Origin of the sequence: Pseudomonas sp. JV245A (assembly GCF_032424515.1) — a bacterium.
Classification (GTDB): domain Bacteria; phylum Pseudomonadota; class Gammaproteobacteria; order Pseudomonadales; family Pseudomonadaceae; genus Aquipseudomonas; species Aquipseudomonas protegens.
Genome location: NZ_VYKE01000059.1, coordinates 13,541 through 32,971 on the forward strand (window position 1 = coordinate 13,541; position 19,431 = coordinate 32,971).

A 19,431-nucleotide genomic window follows, 5' to 3' on the forward strand; every position below is an offset into this window, starting at 1 on the left:
AAACCACAGGCCCGCTCATGACCCCCATTGAACCTGGTTCATCCGCCAACGCTGGCGGGTGGCTGCAATTGCGCCAGGGCCTGTGGCCCGATTGCCCGCAGGATGAACACCAGGCCGAAATCCAGCAGATTCTGGCCGAGCCCCAGCGCTACGGCTGCTGGCTGGCCTGCACCGAGAACGGTGAGGCCGTGGGCCTGGCCGAGGCTGCATTGCGCCACGACTACGTCAACGGCACCGACAGCTCCCCCGTGGTCTTTCTTGAAGGCATCTATGTGGCCCCCGGGCATCGTCGCCTGGGCATTGCCCAGCGCCTGATCGAGCAGGTCGCCTATTGGGGGCAACAACAGGGATGCGTGGAAATGGCCTCGGACACCAGCCTCGACAACCTGGCCAGCCAGGATCTGCACCACGCGCTGGGTTTCGAGGAAACCGAGCGCGTGGTGTATTTCAAGAAGCGCCTGTGACTACAGGCGCACGCTGGCGAAGGTCGATTCGTTGCGTGCCTGGCTCAGGGCCGACAATGGCCCGGACAGCGGCGCCAAAACCATGGCTTGCGGCAGCGGCATCATCGCCACCTGCTGGGTGGTGTTGGAACCGATGCGCTCGTCACGCGGTGGAATACCGAAGTACTCGCGGTAGCACTTGGAGAAGTGCGGCGTGGAGACAAAACCACAGACCGACGCCACTTCGATGATCGACATGGGAGTCTGCTTGAGCAGTTGCCGGGCGCGGATCAGCCGCAGCTTGAGGTAGTAGCGCGACGGCGAGCAATGCAGGTACTTCTGGAACAGCCGCTCCAGCTGTCGCCGGGACACGGCGACGTACACCGCCAGTTCGTCGAGGTCGATCGGCTCTTCGAGGTTGGCTTCCATCAGGGCGACGATTTCCTGCAGCTTGGGCTGGTTGGTGCCCAGCATGTGCTTGAGGGGTACGCGCTGGTGATCCTGCTCGTTGCGGATGCGCTCGTAGACGAACATTTCCGAGATCGCCGCCGACAGCTCGCGGCCATGATCGCGGCTGATCAGGTGCAGCATCATGTCCAGCGGCGCGGTGCCGCCGGAGCTGGTGAAGCGGTTGCGGTCGAGGGTGAACAGGCGGGTGCTCATGGCCACCCGGGGAAAGGCTTCCTGCATCGACGCCAGGCATTCCCAGTGCACGCTGCAATCGAAGCCGTCCAGCAGGCCGGCGCAGGCCAGGGCCCAGCTGCCGGTACACACCGCACCCAGACGGCGCGACTGGCGGGCCTGGCTCTGCAGCCAGGACACATGTTCGCGGGTGACGGTGCGCTGGATGCCGATACCGCCGCAGACAATCACGGTATCGAGGCTGGGGGCTTTATGCATCGCGGCATCGGGGGTGATCTGCAGACCGTCACTGGCCCAGACCTGGCCACCATCGACGCTGAGGGTGGTCCAGCGATACAGCTCGCGACCGGACAGTTGGTTGGCCATGCGCAGGGGTTCGACTGCGGAGGCCAGGGAAATCAGCGTGAAATTGTCCAGCAGCAGAAAGCCGATGGATTGAGGCGCACGGTTCTGGGGTTGGGCCCCGGAGTTGAACGACGTCATCGCGATATCTCCTCACACAAAGCGGGTGATGGCCTCAGGCGGAGGCTCTTTTTATGTGCCCTGTTCCTCAAGGGAGACGGGCTTGATATTCACAGAGCAATTGCCATGCCTAAAGTTGAATGGGCATTCAATAACTCCTGAAAACGACGTCGCGACGTGTCTACATAGCCCTTGTCAATGTGCGGATAAGAAGCGCCGCCGTCGGCGTGCGATGGCCAGGCCCAGAGAGCTGTGAGCAGTTAGGTAGCACTTGCGCGGCAGGCACTTCGCACAGGGGCGGGCGAGTGTCACTCAAAGCACAACCGGGCCACGGGCACGGGGGCTGCCCGGCCCGGTTGGCGACTTGTCTATTCACGACGCGCTAAAAGGTGGCGCGCCCCTGGGCATGTGAGCGATTTGTGCGCGCCGGCAATCAGCACTCCACGGCGCTGACCGCCAGGCCGCCACGGGAGGTTTCCTTGTATTTGTCGTGCATGTCGGCGCCGGTATCACGCATGGTGCGAATCACCCGGTCCAGGGAAATGAAATGCTGGCCATCGCCGCGCAAGGCCATTTGCGCGGCATTGATCGCCTTCACCGCGGCAATCGCGTTGCGCTCGATGCACGGCACCTGCACCAGCCCGCCCACCGGATCACAGGTCAGGCCGAGGTTGTGCTCCAGGCCGATCTCCGCGGCGTTGCACAACTGCTCCGGGGTCGCCCCGAGAATTTCCGCCAGCCCGGCCGCCGCCATGGCGCAGGCCGAACCCACTTCACCCTGGCAGCCGACTTCGGCACCGGAGATGGAGGCGTTCTTCTTGCACAGGATGCCGATGGCCGCCGCGCCGAGAAAGAAATCCACCACGTTGGCGTCGGTGACGTCTTCGCTGAACTTCATGAAGTAATGCAGCACCGCCGGAATGATCCCCGCCGCGCCGTTGGTGGGGGCGGTGACCATGCGTCCGCCGGCGGCGTTCTCTTCGTTCACCGCCAGGGCAAACAGGTTGACCCACTCCATGGCGCTGAGGGTGGAGCCGATCACATTGGGCTTGTTCAGTTCCTGCAGGCTACGGTGCAACTTGGCCGCGCGGCGACGCACATTGAGCCCGCCAGGCAGGATGCCCTCGTGCTTGAGCCCCTGTTCCACGCAGTCCTGCATGGCACGCCAGAGCGCCATCAGGCCGCTGCGAATTTCCTCTTCCGAACGCCAGACCTTCTCGTTGGCCAGCATCAGTTCGGCGACCCGCAGGTTGTGCTTCTGGCACAGGCCCAGCAGTTCCACCGCACTGGAAAAATCGTAAGGCAGCTCGCTGCGGTCCAGGTCCGCCACACCGCTGTCGGCCTGGGCCTGGTCGACGACAAAACCGCCGCCCACCGAATAGTAGGTATCGCGGTGCAGCTCACCCTCTTCGCCCGCGGCCACCAGGGTCATGGCGTTGGGATGGAATGGCAGGTTGCGGTCCACCAGCTGCATGTCCCGGGCCCAGATGAAAGGCACTGGCAGCCGCCCGTCCAGCAACAGGGTGTCGGTTTCCCGCAGCAGCTCGATGCGCGTGCCGATCAGCGACGGGTCGATCGCGTCCGGCCACTCCCCCATCAGGCCCATGATCACCGCGTTGTCGCTGCCATGGCCGATGCCGGTGGCGGACAGCGAACCGAAGAGCTGCACCTCGACCCGGCGTACCTGCTCCAGCAGTTGCCTTTCCTTTAATACCTGGACGAACAAAGCCGCTGCGCGCATGGGCCCGACCGTGTGGGAACTGGAGGGGCCGATGCCGATCTTGAACAGGTCGAAAACACTGATAGCCATTGCTGCGTAACTCCTGGTTGAGCACTGTCCGGGCGCCGGAAACGCCCTCTGACGGAGCTGCTACGCTCAAGCTGCAATCCGCCGAGAAGGGCGCATCATCAGGCTTTTGCCAAGGCCCGCGACGTCTGACACCGACTCACTCATGCCCACTAACGCCGCCAGGCGCAACGCAGGGGTTTTGGGCGTTTTTTGCGGCTCAGTTGTAGGAAAAATCGCCCGAAAACACTGTAAGCGACCTCACCGACACTGGATGCGACCCTCCCTGTACTGGATACGACGCACCCTGTAGGCGACAGATTTTCACTGGTACATGATCAGTCTCGACTCGATTGCAAGGCACGGTGGTAGAGCTGTTCCCGACACACCAACCGCCACACTTATAAGCGCGGTCCAAACGCCGCCAAAAAAACATCCAGGAGTCCCCCCTATGAAAGGTTCCCCGTCGTTGTTGTTGGCCGCCATGCTGAGTCTGCCGCTTCTGGCACAAGCCGCAGAACCGGCACAATGCAGCACCGTAAACTTCTCCGATGTCGGCTGGACCGATATCACCGTGACCACCGCCACCACCAGCGTCGTGCTCAACGCCCTGGGCTACAAGACCAAGACCACCATGATTTCCGTGCCCGTGACCTACAAGTCCCTGGCCGACGGCAAGAACATGGACGTGTTCCTCGGCAACTGGATGCCGACCATGGAAAACGACATCAAGCCCTACCGCGACGCCGGGACCGTGGCCACCCTGCGGGCCAACCTGGAAAACGCCAAGTACACCCTGGCGGTGCCCGAGTCGCTGTACGACAAGGGCCTGAAGGACTTCGCCGACATCGTCAAGTTCAAGAAGGAACTGGACGGCAAGATCTACGGCATCGAGCCGGGCAACGACGGCAACCGCACCATCCAGACCATGATCGACAAGAATGCCTTCGGCCTGAAGGACGCCGGCTTCAAGGTGGTGGAATCCAGCGAGGCAGGCATGCTGTCCCAGGTCGAGCGCGCACAGCGCCGTGACACCGCGGTGGTGTTCCTGGGCTGGGAACCGCACCCGATGAACACCCGTTTCAAGATGAAGTACCTGACCGGCGGCGACGAGTTCTTCGGCCCCAACTTCGGCCAGGCCACCATCTACACCAACACCCGCAAGGGCTATGCCGAAGAGTGCAGCAACGTCGGCCAGTTGCTGAAGAACCTGTCGTTCACCCTGAACATGGAAAGCACCCTGATGGGCAACGTGCTGGACGACAAGATGAAGCCTGAGGCGGCCGCCAAGGCCTGGCTGAAGCAGAACCCTCAGGTGCTCGATACCTGGCTCGCCGGCGTGACCACCATTGACGGTAAACCTGGCCTGGAGGCCGTGAAAGCCAAGCTTGCACAAGCTTCAAATTAAGTAGTGCGCTTACGCCGGGCGGGCTCGCCCGCCCGGGCTGTTTTTCCCTTGCATGCGGACGTTCAATACCATGCTCACTGATCAGAAAATCCCCCTGGGCCAGTACATCGCGGCTTTCGTCGAGTGGTTGACGAAGCACGGCGCCAGCACCTTCGACGCGATCGCTACCACCCTGGAAACCATGATCCACGGCGTGACGTTCGCGCTGACCTGGTTCAACCCCCTGGCCCTGATCGGCCTGATTGCCCTGCTGGCGCACCTGATCCAGCGCAAATGGGGCCTGACCGCCTTTGTCGTGCTGTCCTTCCTGTTGATCCTCAACCTGGGGTACTGGCAGGAAACCATGGAAACCCTGGCCCAGGTGCTGTTCGCCACCCTGGTCTGCGTGCTCATCGGCGTACCGCTGGGCATAGTCGCGGCGCACAAGCCGCTGTTCTACACCATGATGCGGCCGGTGCTGGACCTGATGCAGACCGTGCCCACCTTCGTCTACCTGATCCCGACCCTGACCCTGTTCGGCCTGGGGGTGGTACCCGGCTTGATTTCCACGGTGGTGTTCGCCATCGCCGCGCCGATCCGCCTGACCTACCTGGGCATTCGCGATGTTCCACAAGAGTTGATGGACGCCGGCAAGGCCTTTGGCTGCTCGCGCCGTCAGTTGTTGTCGCGCATTGAACTGCCCCACGCCATGCCGAGCATCGCCGCCGGCATTACCCAATGCATCATGCTGTCGCTGTCGATGGTGGTGATCGCCGCCCTGGTGGGCGCCGATGGCCTGGGCAAGCCGGTGGTCAACGCCCTCAATACCGCGGATATCGCCCTGGGCTTCGAAGCCGGCCTGGCCATTGTGCTGCTGGCGATCATGCTCGACCGCATCTGCAAGCAACCTGAAGCCAAAGTAGGAGGTGACGCATGAGCATTATCCGCTTCGACAAGGTCGACGTGATTTTCTCCAAGGACCCGCGCGAGCCCCTCAAGCTGCTGGACCAGGGCATGACCCGCAACGAGATCCTGAAGAAGACCGGGCAGATCGTCGGCGTCGAGAATGCCAGCCTGGACATCGAGAAAGGCGAGATCTGCGTGCTGATGGGCCTCTCCGGTTCCGGCAAGTCGAGCCTGCTGCGCTGCATCAACGGCCTGAACACCGTGAGCCGCGGCAAGCTGTTCGTCGAGCATGAAGGCAAGCAGATCGACATCGCCTCCTGCAGCCCCGCCGAGCTGAAGATGATGCGCACCAAGCGCATCGCCATGGTGTTCCAAAAGTTCGCCCTGATGCCCTGGCTGACCGTGCGCGAAAACATCAGCTTCGGCCTGGAGATGCAGGGCCGCCCGGAAAAGGAACGGCGCAAGCTGGTGGACGAGAAGCTTGAGCTGGTGGGCCTGACCCAGTGGCGCAACAAGAAGCCCGACGAACTCTCAGGCGGCATGCAGCAGCGTGTGGGCCTGGCCCGTGCCCTGGCCATGGACGCCGATATCCTGCTGATGGACGAACCCTTCTCGGCCCTCGACCCGCTGATCCGCCAGGGCCTGCAGGACGAACTGCTGGAGCTGCAGCGCAAGCTGAGCAAGACCATCGTCTTCGTCAGCCACGACCTGGATGAGGCCCTGAAGCTGGGCAGCCGCATCGCCATCATGAAAGACGGACGGATCATCCAGTACAGCAACCCGGAAGAAATCGTGCTCAACCCGGCGGACGACTATGTACGGACTTTCGTTGCCCACACCAACCCCCTGAACGTGCTGTGCGGGCGCAGCCTGATGCGCAGCCTGGACAACTGCAAGCGGGTCAACGGCTCGGTATGCCTGGACCCGGGTGGCGATTCCTGGCTCGACCTGGCCGAAGGCAACACCATCAAGGGCGCACGCCGCAACGGCTCGCAGCTGGACCTGCAGAACTGGGTTCCGGGGCAAGCCGTGGAAGAACTGGGCCGACGCCCGACCCTGGTGGACTCCAGCATCGGCATGCGCGATGCCCTGCAGATCCGCTACCAGACCGGCAACAAACTGGTGCTCCACGACAACCAGAAAGTGGTGGGCATCCTTGGCGACAGCGAGCTCTACCACGCGCTGCTCGGCAAGAACCTGGGTTAAGCAGCAGACACAAAAACGCCGCGAGCAATCGCGGCGTTTTGCTTTAACCACCCACCCCCTTCTGCAGGAGCTGGCTTGCCAGCGAACAGGCCCTGAAGCCTTGCAGCGCCCTTGAGGACGCCTTCGCCGGCAAGCCGGCTCCTACAAGGATGGGGCCGTTTTCACTCAGCTATAGACACGGCCAAGGAGCTGCCGATGGCTTTCGAACTGATCGAGCACATCCCGGGTGATCTGCTCCTGGGTGAAGCCCATCAAGTCGTATTCCTGGCTGCCGTTGTGCAGATACACCTCGGCGCGGTAGAAACGGCTGCGCACTTCGCTGTCGGCCCCTTCCGGCTGGGTCGATTCGCTAGGCGTCGCCAGGTAGCCGTCCAGGCTCACTTCATAGACGAAGGGATTGCCTTCATCCATTTCCACGCGCAGGCCCAGCAGGTTCTTCGACTTGCCCAGGTTGGTCTGCACTTCCAGGCTCAGGTTGCGCAACTGCGCAGCCGCTTCCTGCAAGGCCGGGCTGACGTGCTTGTCCATGTAGCGCTGCACCACCGACTGGGTCGGTTGCAGGTCCAGCTGGCTCAGGCGCTCGCTGAAACCGCGGCGGCCACGCTCGGCCAGTTGCGCCTGTTCCTGCTCAATCTGCACGTCCTGGCGCATGGCCTTGTGCAAGCCGAACATGAAGCAGATCAGCACCACCGAGAACGGCAGGCCGGCCAGCACCACCATGGTCTGCATGGCTTCGAAGTTGCCGGCGAACAGCAGGCCGATGGTCACCAGGGTGATCACCACCGACCAGAAGATCCGCAGCCAGTGCGGGGCGTCTTCGTCGACGTTGCCGCCCTTGCACGAAAGGTTGGCCATCATCACCGCCCCGGAGTCGGCGGGGGTCAGGAACAGCACGAAGCCGACGAAGATCGACACACCGATGACAATCTTCGAGGCCGGGTAGTGCTCGAGCAGTTGGTAGATCGCCATGGACGGCTGTTCCAACGCCGTCTTGCCCAACTCCACGGCTCCCTGATTGACCACCAGATCCAGGGCCGAGTTACCGAAGATCGACAGCCAGGCCAGGGTGAAGCCCAGGGGAATCAGCAGTACGCCGGCCACCAGTTCACGCACGGTGCGACCACGGGAAATACGCGCGATGAACATGCCTACAAATGGCGCCCAGGAAATCCACCAGGCCCAGTAGAACAGGGTCCACAGGCCCAGCCAGCGATCGGACTTGGCGCTGTCGCCCTCATACACATAGAGGTCGAAGGTCTTGAGCACTACACCGTTCAGGTAGTCGCCGATGTTCTGCACGAAGCCGTTGAGCAGGTGCAGGGTCGGGCCGAACAGCAGGACGAAGATCAGCAGGCCGCTGAACAGCACGATGTTCAGGTTGGACAGGCGGCGGATGCCGTTTTCCACACCGGACACCGCAGCGATGGTGGCCACCGTGCTCATGACGATGATCACGATCAGCAGGTTGGTGTTGCTGTGCTCCATGCCGAACAGGTTTTCCAGGCCGGAAGACACCTGCATCGAACCAATCCCGAGGTTGGTCACCAGGCCCAGCAGGGTCACGAACATGCCGAAGCCGTCCACCGCGTGGCCGGCCGCACCCTTGACCCAGCGCTCGCCCACCAGCGGGTACAACGCCGAACGCAGTGCCAGTGGCTGGTTATGCCGATAGGCGAAGTACGCCACCGCCAGGCCCACCAGGGCATAGATGGCCCAGCCGTGCAGGCCCCAGTGCAGGAACGTCAGCTGCAGCGCCTGGCGTGCGGCCAGGTTGCTGCCCGGTACGCCTTCCGGCGGGTTGAAGTAGTGGTCCAGGGGCTCGGAAGCACCGAAGTACAGCAGCGAGATGCCGATGCCGGAGGAAAACAGCATCCCCGCCCAGGCGCCGTAGCTGAAGTCCGGGGTGTCCTGCTTGGTCCCCAGCTTGAGCTTGCCGTAGGAGGAGAACGCCAGGCCCACCACGAACACCAGGTAAGCGGCGATCACCACCATGTAGTACCAGCCGAAGCTGCGGGACAACCAGGCCTGGGCAATGCCCAGCAGTCGGCCGGCCTCTTGCGGGGCGATGATCAGAATGGCGGTCAACAACAGGATCAGCGCGGTGGAGGTGTAGAACACCCAACCGTTGACCCGCACCTTCTCCGGTGGGGTCTTTATAAGAGAGGCAGAACTCATTGCGCAGATGCTCCGGGCAGTGCGAGAGAAGGACACAAGGCAACACGGCACCCGACCAATCGGTTAGTTGGCAGCCGATCATCGGGTGTTATAAAGACACCCCGAAAACACCCGAAACCGCAAAAGCCGCGTTGCGCAACCGCATCCGGGGCCGGTGACGAACCTGCAGTTCGTCGCCTGGAACCCGGAGCGTCCTGCCCCTTCAACACGTGTGCTCTCTTGCCGGTCCACGCTATGCCGCGTGTAAGTTTCGGGCATTTTCGGAGGTCGTTTTTCCGCCATCTGCGAGCAGGAGAAACTCCCCAGGCAGCGACGATTTGTCGCAGATCTTATTCTTTGTTGATTGAACGTTCAATCAAAACAAAATAGACTGGCCCACAAGTCGACGGGCGTCATACGCCAATCGACAGGCCTAAGGAGAGGTATCAGATGCCCAAGGTCGGTATGCAACCCATACGCCGCCAGCAATTGATCGAAGCCACGCTGCAAGCGGTCGATCAGGTCGGAATGGGGGACGCCAGCATTGCGCTGATCGCCCGTTTGGCCGGTGTCTCGAACGGCATCATCAGTCACTACTTTCGGGACAAGAACGGCCTGATCGCAGCGACGATGGGTTACATCATGAGCATGCTCAACGAAGGCGTCAGAGCACGCCGCCAGGCCCTGACGGACGACAGCCCGCGCGCTCATCTGAAAGTGATCATCGAGGGCAACTTCGATGCCAGCCAGGTGAACGGCCCGGCAATGAAAACCTGGTTGGCCTTCTGGGCTTCCAGCATGCACCAGCCCGATTTGCACAGGTTGCAGCGGATCAACGACCACCGCTTGTATTCCAACCTGTGTTGCCAGTTCCGCCGTGCCCTGCCGCTCTACCATGCGCGCAAGGCAGCCCGCGGCCTGGCGGCCTTGATCGACGGTTTGTGGCTGCGTGGTGCCTTGTCGGGTGATGCATTCGACACCGACCAGGCGATACGGATCGCTTACGAATACATGGATCTACAACTGGCTAAGCAGGAGCGCTAGAGCACAAAAGAGACGCTCGGCCCCTGAACCGCCACTGATCAGCGCGCCCCGAACTTAGGGGCATGCCCGGTGGTCAAGCCCACTACTTAATGCACTTGCGAGGACACTATGGCCCGTTTCGAACTGCAAAAACTCTACATCGACGGCGGCTACACCGATGCCGGCAGCGACGCCACTTTCGATGCCATCAACCCGGCCAACGGTGAAGTTCTCGCACAAGTGCAGCGTGCGACCAAGGAAGACGTTGAACGCGCCGTGGTCAGCGCCGAGAAAGGCCAGAAGATCTGGGCCGCCATGACCGCCATGGAGCGTTCGCGCATCCTGCGCCGCGCCGTGGAAATCCTCCGCGAGCGCAACGACGAACTGGCCGCCCTGGAAACCCTGGACACCGGCAAGGCGTTCTCCGAAACCAAGTACGTGGACATCGTCACCGGCGCCGACGTGCTGGAATACTACGCTGGCCTGGTACCGGCCATCGAAGGCGAGCAGATCCCGCTGCGCACCACTTCCTTCATCTACACCCGTCGCGAGCCCCTGGGCGTAGTGGCCGGTATCGGCGCGTGGAACTACCCGATCCAGATCGCCCTGTGGAAATCCGCACCGGCCCTGGCGGCCGGTAACGCGATGATCTTCAAGCCGAGCGAAGTGACCTCGCTGACCACCCTGAAACTGGCCGAGATCTACACCGAAGCCGGCCTGCCGGATGGCGTGTTCAACGTCCTGACCGGCAGCGGCCGCGAAGTCGGCACCTGGCTGACCGAGCACCCGCGCATCGAGAAGGTCTCCTTCACCGGCGGCACCGACACTGGCAAGAAAGTCATGGCCAGCGCTTCCAGCTCCTCGCTGAAAGACGTGACCATGGAACTGGGCGGCAAGTCGCCACTGATCATCTTCGACGACGCCGATCTGGATCGCGCCGCCGACACCGCCATGATGGCCAACTTCTACAGCTCCGGTCAGGTCTGCACCAACGGCACTCGCGTGTTCGTGCCGAGCCACCTGAAAGCCGCTTTCGAAGCCAAGATCGCCGAGCGCGTTGCACGCATCCGCATCGGCAACCCGGAAGACGAAAACACCAACTTCGGCCCGCTGGTCAGCTTCCCGCACATGGAAAGCGTGCTGGGCTACATCGCCAAGGGTAAAGAAGAAGGTGCCCGCGTACTGTGCGGCGGCGAGCGCCTGACCGACGGCGAATTCGCCAAGGGCGCCTTCGTTGCACCGACCGTGTTCACCGACTGCACCGACGACATGACCATCGTCCGTGAAGAAATCTTCGGCCCGGTCATGGCGATCCTGACCTACGAAACCGAAGAAGAAGTGATCCGCCGCGCCAACGACACCGACTTCGGCCTGGCTGCCGGCCTGGTCACCAAGGATCTGAACCGCGCTCACCGCGTGATTCATCAGCTCGAAGCCGGTATCTGCTGGATCAACGCCTGGGGCGAGTCCGACGCCAAGATGCCGGTTGGCGGCTACAAGCAATCGGGCGTGGGCCGTGAGAACGGCATCAGCTCGCTGAACAACTTCACCCGCATCAAGTCGGTGCAGGTCGAGCTGGGCGACTACGCCTCGGTGTTCTAAGCAGCTGTCAGCTACAAGCGGCAGGCCCAGGCAACAGCCTGGCTTGCCGCCTGCTCCCCATTCAATGCCAAGCCCGCTTCGCTGCTTTCCCTGCAGCTTGAAGCTTGAGGCTTGCAGCTCTCCACGGAGGCTCCAATGGCCCAAGAATACGATTACATCATTGTGGGTGCCGGCTCGGCCGGTAACACCCTGGCGACCCGTCTGACTGAAGACGAAGGCGTCACCGTCCTGCTGCTGGAAGCCGGTGGCCCGGACTACCGTTTCGACTTCCGTACCCAGATGCCGGCGGCACTGGCCTTCCCACTGCAAGGCCGTCGCTACAACTGGGCCTACGAGACCGATCCAGAGCCACACATGGACGGTCGTCGCATGGAATGCGGTCGCGGCAAGGGCCTGGGCGGCTCGTCGCTGATCAACGGCATGTGCTACATCCGCGGCAACGCCATGGACTACGACGGCTGGGCCAAGCTGCCAGGCCTGGAAGACTGGACCTACCTGGATTGCCTGCCGTATTTCCGCAAAGCGGAAACCCGTGACATCGGCCCCAACGACTACCACGGCGGCGAAGGCCCGGTCAGCGTGACCACGCCCAAGGCCGGCAACAACCCGTTGTTCCACGCCATGGTCGAAGCCGGCGTGCAGGCTGGTTACCCGCGTACCGAAGACCTGAACGGCTACCAGCAGGAAGGCTTCGGTCCGATGGACCGTACCGTCACCCCTAAAGGTCGTCGCGCCAGCACCGCCCGCGGCTACCTGGACACCGCGAAAAAGCGTTCGACCCTGACCATCGTCACCCACGCCCTGACCGACAAGATCCTCTTCGAAGGCAAGCGCGCAGTGGGCGTGAGCTACCTGCAAGGCAGCACTGAAGAGCGCGTGGAAGCCCGTGCGCGCAAGGAAGTCATCGTCAGCTCCGGCGCCATCGCCTCGCCGCAATTGCTGCAACGTTCCGGCGTAGGCCCCCGCGCCCTCCTGGAAAGCCTGGACATCCCGGTGGTTCACGACCTGCCGGGCGTGGGCGAGAACCTTCAGGACCACCTGGAACTGTACCTGCAGTACGCCTGCACCCAGCCGGTGTCGCTGTATCCATCGCTGCTGTGGTGGAACCAGCCGGCCATCGGTGCCGAGTGGCTGTTCAACGGCACCGGCATCGGCGCCAGCAACCAGTTCGAAGCCGGCGGTTTCATCCGTACCCGCGAAGAGTTCGAATGGCCGAACATCCAGTACCACTTCCTGCCGGTAGCGATTAACTACAACGGCAGCAATGGTGTGAAAGAGCACGGCTTCCAGGCGCACATGGGCTCCATGCGCTCGCCGAGCCGTGGCCGCGTGCAGCTCAAGTCCAAGGACCCGCGCCAGCACCCGAGCATCCTCTTCAACTACATGGCCACCGAGCAGGACTGGCAGGAATTCCGCGACGGCATCCGCCTGACCCGTGAAATCATGCAGCAGCCGGCCCTGGACCCTTTCCGCGGCCGCGAGATCAGCCCGGGCATCGAGGTGCAGACCGACGAGCAACTGGACAAGTTCGTCCGCGAGCACGCCGAGACCGCCTTCCACCCATCCTGCTCGTGCAAGATGGGCACCGACGACATGGCTGTAGTGGATGGCCAGGGTCGCGTGCATGGCATGCAAGGCCTGCGCGTGGTGGATGCCTCGATCATGCCGATCATCACCACCGGCAACCTCAACGCGCCGACGATCATGATGGCCGAGAAAATCGCCGACAAGATCCGTGGCCGCCAGCCACTGCCACGCAGCACCGCGGCCTACTACGTAGCCGGTGAAGCCCCGGTACGTGGCAAGCCGATGCGCGATGTGACTCCCGCCGCGCAGTAAGCCTGACGGGCGCCGACCGCAAGGGTCGGCGCCCTTTTTCTCTTCCCTTCATTCCCTCAGAACTACTTCCTTGATCGCAGCCTTCGGCAGCGGCTACAGTTCTGCAACTTGCACATCCCCTTTCGCCCCCGCGCCCATCAGCACCTATACCTGTAGGAACCGCCGGGCGGTGTTCCGTTTGCTGGCGAAACGCGTCGACCCGCTATCGCGCCTCACAAGGAGGTCCTCCATGTTCGACTTTCACCCCCAGCTCAAGCAGCGCTTCGCTGCCTTGCGCACGGGCGCCGAATTCTTTTCCCTGCGTTATGTCCGCGAATCGGACCAGTACCTGTCGGTGCGCAAGAACGTCGCCGAGCCGCCGAGCCTGGGCCGAGACGAAGGGGCGATGCTGACCGTGCGGGTGCGCGGCGTGGAAGCCTACGCCGCCACCAACGACCTGTCGCAAAGCGGCCTGCAGGCCGCCCTGGACCGCGCCGAGCAGCAGGCCCGGGTCATCGCCGCCCATGCCCTGCTGGACCTGCGTGAGCAACCGGTCTCCAGCCACCGCGCGGACTATTTCTCGCCCAACCTGGAGCAGCCCTTCCCCTCCCTCAGCGACTGCTATCAGCTGCTGGGCGATGAATCGGCCTCGGTGCCCAAGGATGAACGCCTGGTGAACTGGCAGGTGGGCATCGGCGTGACCCAGGTCGAACAGATCTACCTCAACAGCGCCGGCGCCGAGTTGCGCCAGGCCCAGCGTTTTGTCTACCCGGGCCTGGACGTGACCGCCTACGACGGCAGCGACAGCCAGACCCGCAGCCTCGGCCGGGAGAACTTCGGCCAGCAGGGCGCCGGCGATGTGATCAGCCGCTGCGGCCTGCTGGGGGCCGCACCGCGGGTCGCCGACCAGGCCCTGCAACTGCTGCTGGCGCCCAATACCCCCCAGGGCCCGCGGGACCTGCTGCTGATGCCGGACCAGATGATGCTGCAGATCCACGAATCCATCGGCCATCCCCTGGAGCTGGACCGCATTCTCGGCGACGAGCGCAATTACGCCGGCACCAGCTTCGTCAAACAGCAGGATTTCGGCCGCCTGCAATACGGCTCCTCGCTGCTCAACGTGACTTTCGACCCGCAGATCCCCGAGGAACTGGCCAGCTACAGTCACGACGACGACGGCACCGCGGCCAGCAAGCAGTTCCTGATTCGCGAGGGCCTGCTGGTACGCCCCCTGGGCAGCGCCCTGTCGCAATACCGCAGCGGCCTCGACGGCGTCGCCAACAGCCGCGCCAGCAGTTGGAACCGTGCACCGATCGACCGCATGGCCAACCTCAACATCGAGCCCGGCGACCAGCCCCTGGAGCAAATGATCGGGCACATCGAGCACGGCATCCTGATGTCCACCAACCGTTCCTGGTCCATCGACGATGCGCGCAACAAGTTCCAGTTCGGCTGCGAATGGGGCCAGTTGATCGAGAACGGCGAACTCCGGGGCGTGGTCAAAAACCCCAATTACCGGGGGATTTCCGCGCAGTTCTGGCGCAACCTCAGCGCGGTCGGCGACCGCAGCACCTTCCAGGTGCTGGGCACGCCCAACTGCGGCAAGGGCGAGCCCAACCAGGTGATTCGCGTCGGCCATGCTTCGCCGGCCTGCGTATTCAGCAAGATTGATGTATTTGGAGGAGACGCCTGATGACCAGGACAGCCGATCAGGCCCAGCCATTCAAGGCCTTGGTGCAGTGGCTCAAAGACGCGCTGCGCGAGACCGAGCAGTTCACCCTGAGCTACGCCGCCGAAGCCTCGGAGTTCATTCGCTTCAACCACGCCAAGGTGCGCCAGGCCGGGCAGGTGCAACAGGCCAGCGTGCATTTCAAGCTGATCGACCATGGCCGCCACGCCGACCTCAGCATCACCCTGAGCAATGACCCCGAGGTGGATCGCCAGCGCCTGGCCGATGGCCTGCAACAACTGCGCGAGACCCTGCCGCTGCTGCCGGCCGATCCGTACCTGATGCTCAACCACACCCATTGGCAAAGCCATCACGTGCAGGACCAGCCGCTGCCCGGCAGTGAGCAGGTGGTGGAAGAAATCGGTCGCGCCGGCGCCGGCCTGGACCTGGTGGGCATCTACGCTGCCGGCCCCATCAGCCGTGGCTTCGCCAGTTCCGGCGGGGCCTTCGGCTGGCACCAGGCCAACAGCTTCAACTTCGATTTCAGCCTGTTCCACGAAAACGGCGAGGCGGTGAAGGCCAGCTACGCCGGGCACGCCTGGGACAGCCAGGCCTTCGCCCTGCGCTTCCAGCAGGCCCGGGAACAACTGGAATTCCTTGGCCGGCCACTGCGCACCCTGGCGCCCGGGCAGTACCGGGCCTACCTGGCGCCGGCGGCCCTGGAGGAGATCATGGGCATGCTGGCCTGGGGCGGCTTCTCGGCCCAGTCGATCGCCAGCAAGCACAGCCCGCTGCAGAAGCTCTATGCCGGTGATGCCGCGCTGAACCCGCTGGTGTCGCTCGACGAACAGGTCAGTGGCTCCCTGAGCCCGGCGTTTTCCGACGAAGGCTACCCGCGCAGCGACCTGTCACTGATCGCCGCGGGCAGCGCCAATGCCCAACTGATCAACTCCCGCAGCGCCGCCGAATACGGCCTGACCACCAATGGTGCCGGCAGCGGCGAGTACCCCAGCGCGCTGAACATGGCCGCGGGGCAGTTGTCCCAGCAGGAGATCCTCAAGCAACTGGGCACCGGGCTGTACATCAGCAACCTGTGGTACCTGAACTACTCGGACCTGCCGGCGGCGCGCCTGACCGGCATGACCCGCTTCGCCACCTTCTGGGTGGAGAACGGCGAGATCCAGGCGCCGGTGAGCACCATGCGCTTCGATGACAGCGTCTACAGCCTGCTGGGCTCGCAGCTGGAGGCCCTGACCGAGCAACGCGAGCTGCTGCTGTCGGCCAGTACCTACGGCCAGCGCCAGACCGCTTCGATGCACTTGCCCGGAGCGCTGGTCAGCCGCCTGACCCTGACCCTGTAGAAACCGCCCTCAAACCTGAACTCACCCAGAGGTCCCATGCCCGAACGCGCGCCACTCGATGCCACCACCGCCCGCTGGCTGCCCTGGGTGGTGGCCATCGCCTTCTTCATGCAGTCCCTGGACGGCACCATCCTCAATACCGCCCTGCCGGCCATGGCCCAGGACCTGGCGGAAAACCCCCTGCGCATGCAGGGGGTGATCATCGCCTACATGCTCACTGTGGCCCTCTTGATCCCGGCCTCGGGCTGGATCGCCGACCGCTTCGGCACCAAGCGGATCTTCTTCGGCGCCATCTTGCTGTTCAGCATCGGTTCCCTGCTCTGCGCCCTGTCCAACACCCTGACCCAGCTGATTGGCGCCCGGGTGATCCAGGGCCTGGGCGGTGCGCTGATGCTGCCGGTGGGACGGCTGGTGGTGCTGCGTGCCTACCCGCGTTCGGAACTGGTGCGGATCATGGGCTTCATCACCATTCCCGGGCTTCTGGGGCCGCTGATCGGCCCGACCATGGGCGGCTGGATGGTGCAGTACCTGACCTGGCACTGGATCTTCCTGATCAACCTGCCGGTAGGCGCCGTTGGCTGCTATGCGGTGTGGCGTTTCATTCCCGACCTGCGCGGCAGCGAGCGCACACGCTTCGACAGCCTGGGCTTTGTGCTGTTCGGCGCGGCGATGGTGCTGATCACCATCGCCATGGAAGGCCTGGGGGAACTGCACCTGCCGCACTTGCGGGTGATGTTGCTGCTGTTCGGCGGGCTGGCCTGCCTGGCGGCCTACTGGCTGCGGGCCGTGCACACCGACAACCCGCTGTTCGCCCCGTCACTGTTCAAGGTGCGGACCTTTGCCGTGGGCATTCTGGGCAACCTGTTCGCCCGCCTGGGCAGCGGCGCCCTGCCGTTCCTGGTGCCCCTGCTGCTGCAAGTGGCCCTGGGCTATTCACCGTCCCAGGCGGGGATGAGCATGCTGCCCCTGGCGGCCGCGGCAATGCTGGCCAAATCCATCGCCCGGCCACTGATCGAGCGCCTGGGCTACCGCATCGTGCTCACCGGCAACACCCTGGCCCTGGGCATCATGCTGGCCAGCATGGGGCTGGTCAGCGAACAGACGCCCTACCCGCTGCTGCTGGGCATGCTGGCGGTGCTGGGGGCGATCAACTCGCTGCAGTTCACGGCGATGAACACCGTGACCCTGATCGACCTCGACGATGCCGCCGCCAGCAGCGGCAACAGCCTGCTGTCGGTGGTGGCGCAACTGTCCCTGAGCCTTGGGGTGGCCTGTGCCGGCGCGCTGCTGGGCGGCTTTACCGCTGAGTTGGGCAACGATGGCGTGGACACCGTGCTCGGCGCCTTCCAACTGACCTTCCTCACGGTAGGCATCATGGCGATGCTGGCGGCGGCGATCTTCCTCCAGCTGTCGCCCACCGATGGCCGGCGCGCGCGCAAGCTCGAGGAGCAGCACATCGAACACTGAACCCACGCACCTCACCCCGTAGAAGCCGGCTTGCCGGCGAAGAGGCCCCCGGGCCCTGCGCCAACCTCGCGGCCGCTTTCGCTGGCAAGCCAGCGCCTACACAAAACCGCCCCTGCAAGGCTGCTCGTCCAGAATTTGCAGGTTGTGGGAGCGGGACTGATACACTGCGCGACATTTTGTTTTGCAGGCCAGTCCCGTGACCACCATTGCCACCGCTTTTAATACTTTGCCCCTGTCTCCCGCCATGCTGGCTAACCTCGACTCCCTCGGTTATGCCCAGATGACGCCGATCCAGGCGCAGAGCTTGCCGGTGATCCTCAAGGGCATGGACCTGATCGCCCAGGCCAAGACCGGCAGCGGCAAGACCGCGGCCTTCGGCATCGGCCTGCTGAACCCGATCAACCCGCGCTACTTCGGCTGCCAGGCCCTGGTGATCTGCCCGACTCGCGAGCTGGCCGACCAGGTGGCCAAGGAAGTGCGCCGGCTGGCTCGCGCCGAAGACAACATCAAGGTCCTGACCCTGTGCGGCGGCGTGTCGTTCGGGCCACAGATCGCCTCCCTGGAGCACGGTGCGCATATCATCGTCGGCACCCCAGGGCGTATCCAGCAGCATCTGCGCAAGGGTTCGCTGGTGCTCGACGGCCTGAACACGCTGGTGCTCGACGAAGCCGACCGCATGCTCGACATGGGCTTCTACGACGCCATCGAAGACATCATCGAAAAGACCCCGTCGCGCCGCCAGACCCTGCTGTTCTCCGCCACGTACCCGGTGGGCATCAAGCAACTGGCGTCGAAATTCATGCGCGATCCGCAAACGGTGAAAGCCGAAGCGTTCCACGACGATACGCAGATCGAGCAGCGCTTCTACGAGATTTCACCGGAAGAGCGCATGAGCGCAGTGACCAAAGTCCTGCACCACTTCCGCCCGGCCTCCTGTGTGGCGTTCTGCTTCACCAAGCAGCAAGTGCAGGAAACCGTCGATCACCTGACCGCCAAAGGCATCTCCGCTGTCGGCCTGCACGGCGACCTGGAGCAGCGTGACCGCGATCAGGTGCTGGCGATGTTTGCCAACCGCAGCACATCGGTACTGGTCGCCACCGACGTCGCCGCCCGTGGTCTGGACATCGATGCGCTGGACATGGTGATCAACGTCGAGCTGGCCCGCGATTCGGAAATCCACATTCACCGCGTTGGCCGTACCGGTCGCGCTGGCGAGAAAGGCATCGCGGTCAGCCTCGTCGCACCGTCCGAAGCCCATCGCGCGCAAGCCATCGAACAGCTGCAGAAAGCCCCGCTGAACTGGGATCAGGTCGATAACCTCAAGTCCCAGGGCGGCGCCCCGCTGCAGCCACCGATGAGCACGTTGTGCATCGCCGGCGGGCGCAAGGACAAGGTACGTCCGGGGGATATTCTCGGCGCACTGACCGGCGACGCCGGCATCCCGGGCGCCCAGGTCGGCAAGATCGCGATCTTCGACTTCCAGTCGTATGTGGCGGTTGAACGCA

Annotated in this window: 14 protein-coding genes; 11 read left to right on the plus strand and 3 right to left on the minus strand. The window is 63.6% G+C overall.

Annotated elements, in window-relative coordinates; all coding sequences use genetic code 11:
- Window positions 1-17 precede the first annotated feature (17 nt).
- Complete coding sequence (gene aac(6'), locus F6S12_RS17220; protein ID WP_065365101.1) at window positions 18-464, plus strand: aminoglycoside 6'-N-acetyltransferase; 447 nt, start codon at window positions 18-20, stop codon at window positions 462-464.
- On the opposite strand, the gene F6S12_RS17225 is transcribed toward aac(6'), so the two are convergent.
- Both F6S12_RS17225 and F6S12_RS17230 read right to left on the minus strand, forming a co-directional pair.
- Window positions 465-1,568: a GlxA family transcriptional regulator gene (locus F6S12_RS17225; RefSeq protein WP_011063935.1), complete on the minus strand. Its 1,104-nt coding sequence runs from the start codon at window positions 1,566-1,568 to the stop codon at window positions 465-467.
- A gap of 412 nt (window positions 1,569-1,980) precedes the next feature.
- A complete protein-coding gene (locus F6S12_RS17230; protein ID WP_011063936.1) occupies window positions 1,981-3,357 on the minus strand; it encodes an L-serine ammonia-lyase in 1,377 nt (458 codons plus the stop codon).
- Window positions 3,358-3,784: 427 nt separating this feature from the next.
- Here F6S12_RS17230 and F6S12_RS17235 point away from each other — a divergent pair, with 427 nt between their 5' ends.
- From F6S12_RS17235 to choV, 3 genes are all read left to right on the plus strand, one after another.
- The gene (locus F6S12_RS17235) at window positions 3,785-4,741 is read left to right on the plus strand and encodes a choline ABC transporter substrate-binding protein (protein ID WP_011063937.1); all 957 of its coding nucleotides are present in this window, start codon (window positions 3,785-3,787) and stop codon (window positions 4,739-4,741) included.
- A gap of 70 nt (window positions 4,742-4,811) precedes the next feature.
- Window positions 4,812-5,657, plus strand: coding sequence for a choline ABC transporter permease subunit (gene choW / locus F6S12_RS17240; RefSeq protein WP_019095263.1), 846 nt, complete (start codon window positions 4,812-4,814; stop codon window positions 5,655-5,657).
- On the plus strand, window positions 5,654-6,832 hold the full coding sequence (gene choV, locus F6S12_RS17245; RefSeq protein WP_011063939.1) for a choline ABC transporter ATP-binding protein: 1,179 nt from the start codon (window positions 5,654-5,656) through the stop codon (window positions 6,830-6,832). The genes choW and choV overlap by 4 nt, the downstream gene beginning before the upstream one ends.
- 165 nt (window positions 6,833-6,997) lie before the next feature.
- On the opposite strand, the gene F6S12_RS17250 is transcribed toward choV, so the two are convergent.
- Window positions 6,998-8,950, minus strand: coding sequence for a BCCT family transporter (locus tag F6S12_RS17250; protein WP_225368821.1), 1,953 nt, complete (start codon window positions 8,948-8,950; stop codon window positions 6,998-7,000).
- Window positions 8,951-9,436: 486 nt separating this feature from the next.
- Between F6S12_RS17250 and betI the strand changes: the two genes are divergently transcribed.
- The 7 genes from betI to dbpA form a co-directional block, all read left to right on the plus strand.
- Window positions 9,437-10,030: a transcriptional regulator BetI gene (betI, locus tag F6S12_RS17255; RefSeq protein ID WP_011063941.1), complete on the plus strand. Its 594-nt coding sequence runs from the start codon at window positions 9,437-9,439 to the stop codon at window positions 10,028-10,030.
- 108 nt (window positions 10,031-10,138) lie between these two features.
- A complete protein-coding gene (betB, locus tag F6S12_RS17260; RefSeq protein ID WP_315869133.1) occupies window positions 10,139-11,611 on the plus strand; it encodes a betaine-aldehyde dehydrogenase in 1,473 nt (490 codons plus the stop codon).
- 135 nt (window positions 11,612-11,746) lie between these two features.
- Window positions 11,747-13,450 (plus strand): choline dehydrogenase, encoded by a 1,704-nt coding sequence (gene betA / locus F6S12_RS17265; RefSeq protein WP_053154303.1) that lies wholly within the window; start codon window positions 11,747-11,749, stop codon window positions 13,448-13,450.
- A 229-nt stretch (window positions 13,451-13,679) separates the two neighbouring features.
- A complete protein-coding gene (locus F6S12_RS17270) occupies window positions 13,680-15,122 on the plus strand; it encodes a TldD/PmbA family protein (protein ID WP_093405260.1) in 1,443 nt (480 codons plus the stop codon).
- On the plus strand, window positions 15,122-16,459 hold the full coding sequence (locus tag F6S12_RS17275) for a TldD/PmbA family protein (protein WP_315869134.1): 1,338 nt from the start codon (window positions 15,122-15,124) through the stop codon (window positions 16,457-16,459). Before F6S12_RS17270 ends, F6S12_RS17275 begins: the two co-directional genes overlap by 1 nt.
- Window positions 16,460-16,495: 36 nt before the next feature.
- Window positions 16,496-17,926 (plus strand): multidrug transporter subunit MdtD, encoded by a 1,431-nt coding sequence (gene mdtD / locus F6S12_RS17280; RefSeq protein ID WP_015637327.1) that lies wholly within the window; start codon window positions 16,496-16,498, stop codon window positions 17,924-17,926.
- Window positions 17,927-18,170: 244 nt separating this feature from the next.
- A partial coding sequence (gene dbpA / locus F6S12_RS17285) for an ATP-dependent RNA helicase DbpA (protein WP_315869135.1) occupies window positions 18,171-19,431 on the plus strand: 1,261 nt, incomplete at its 3' end.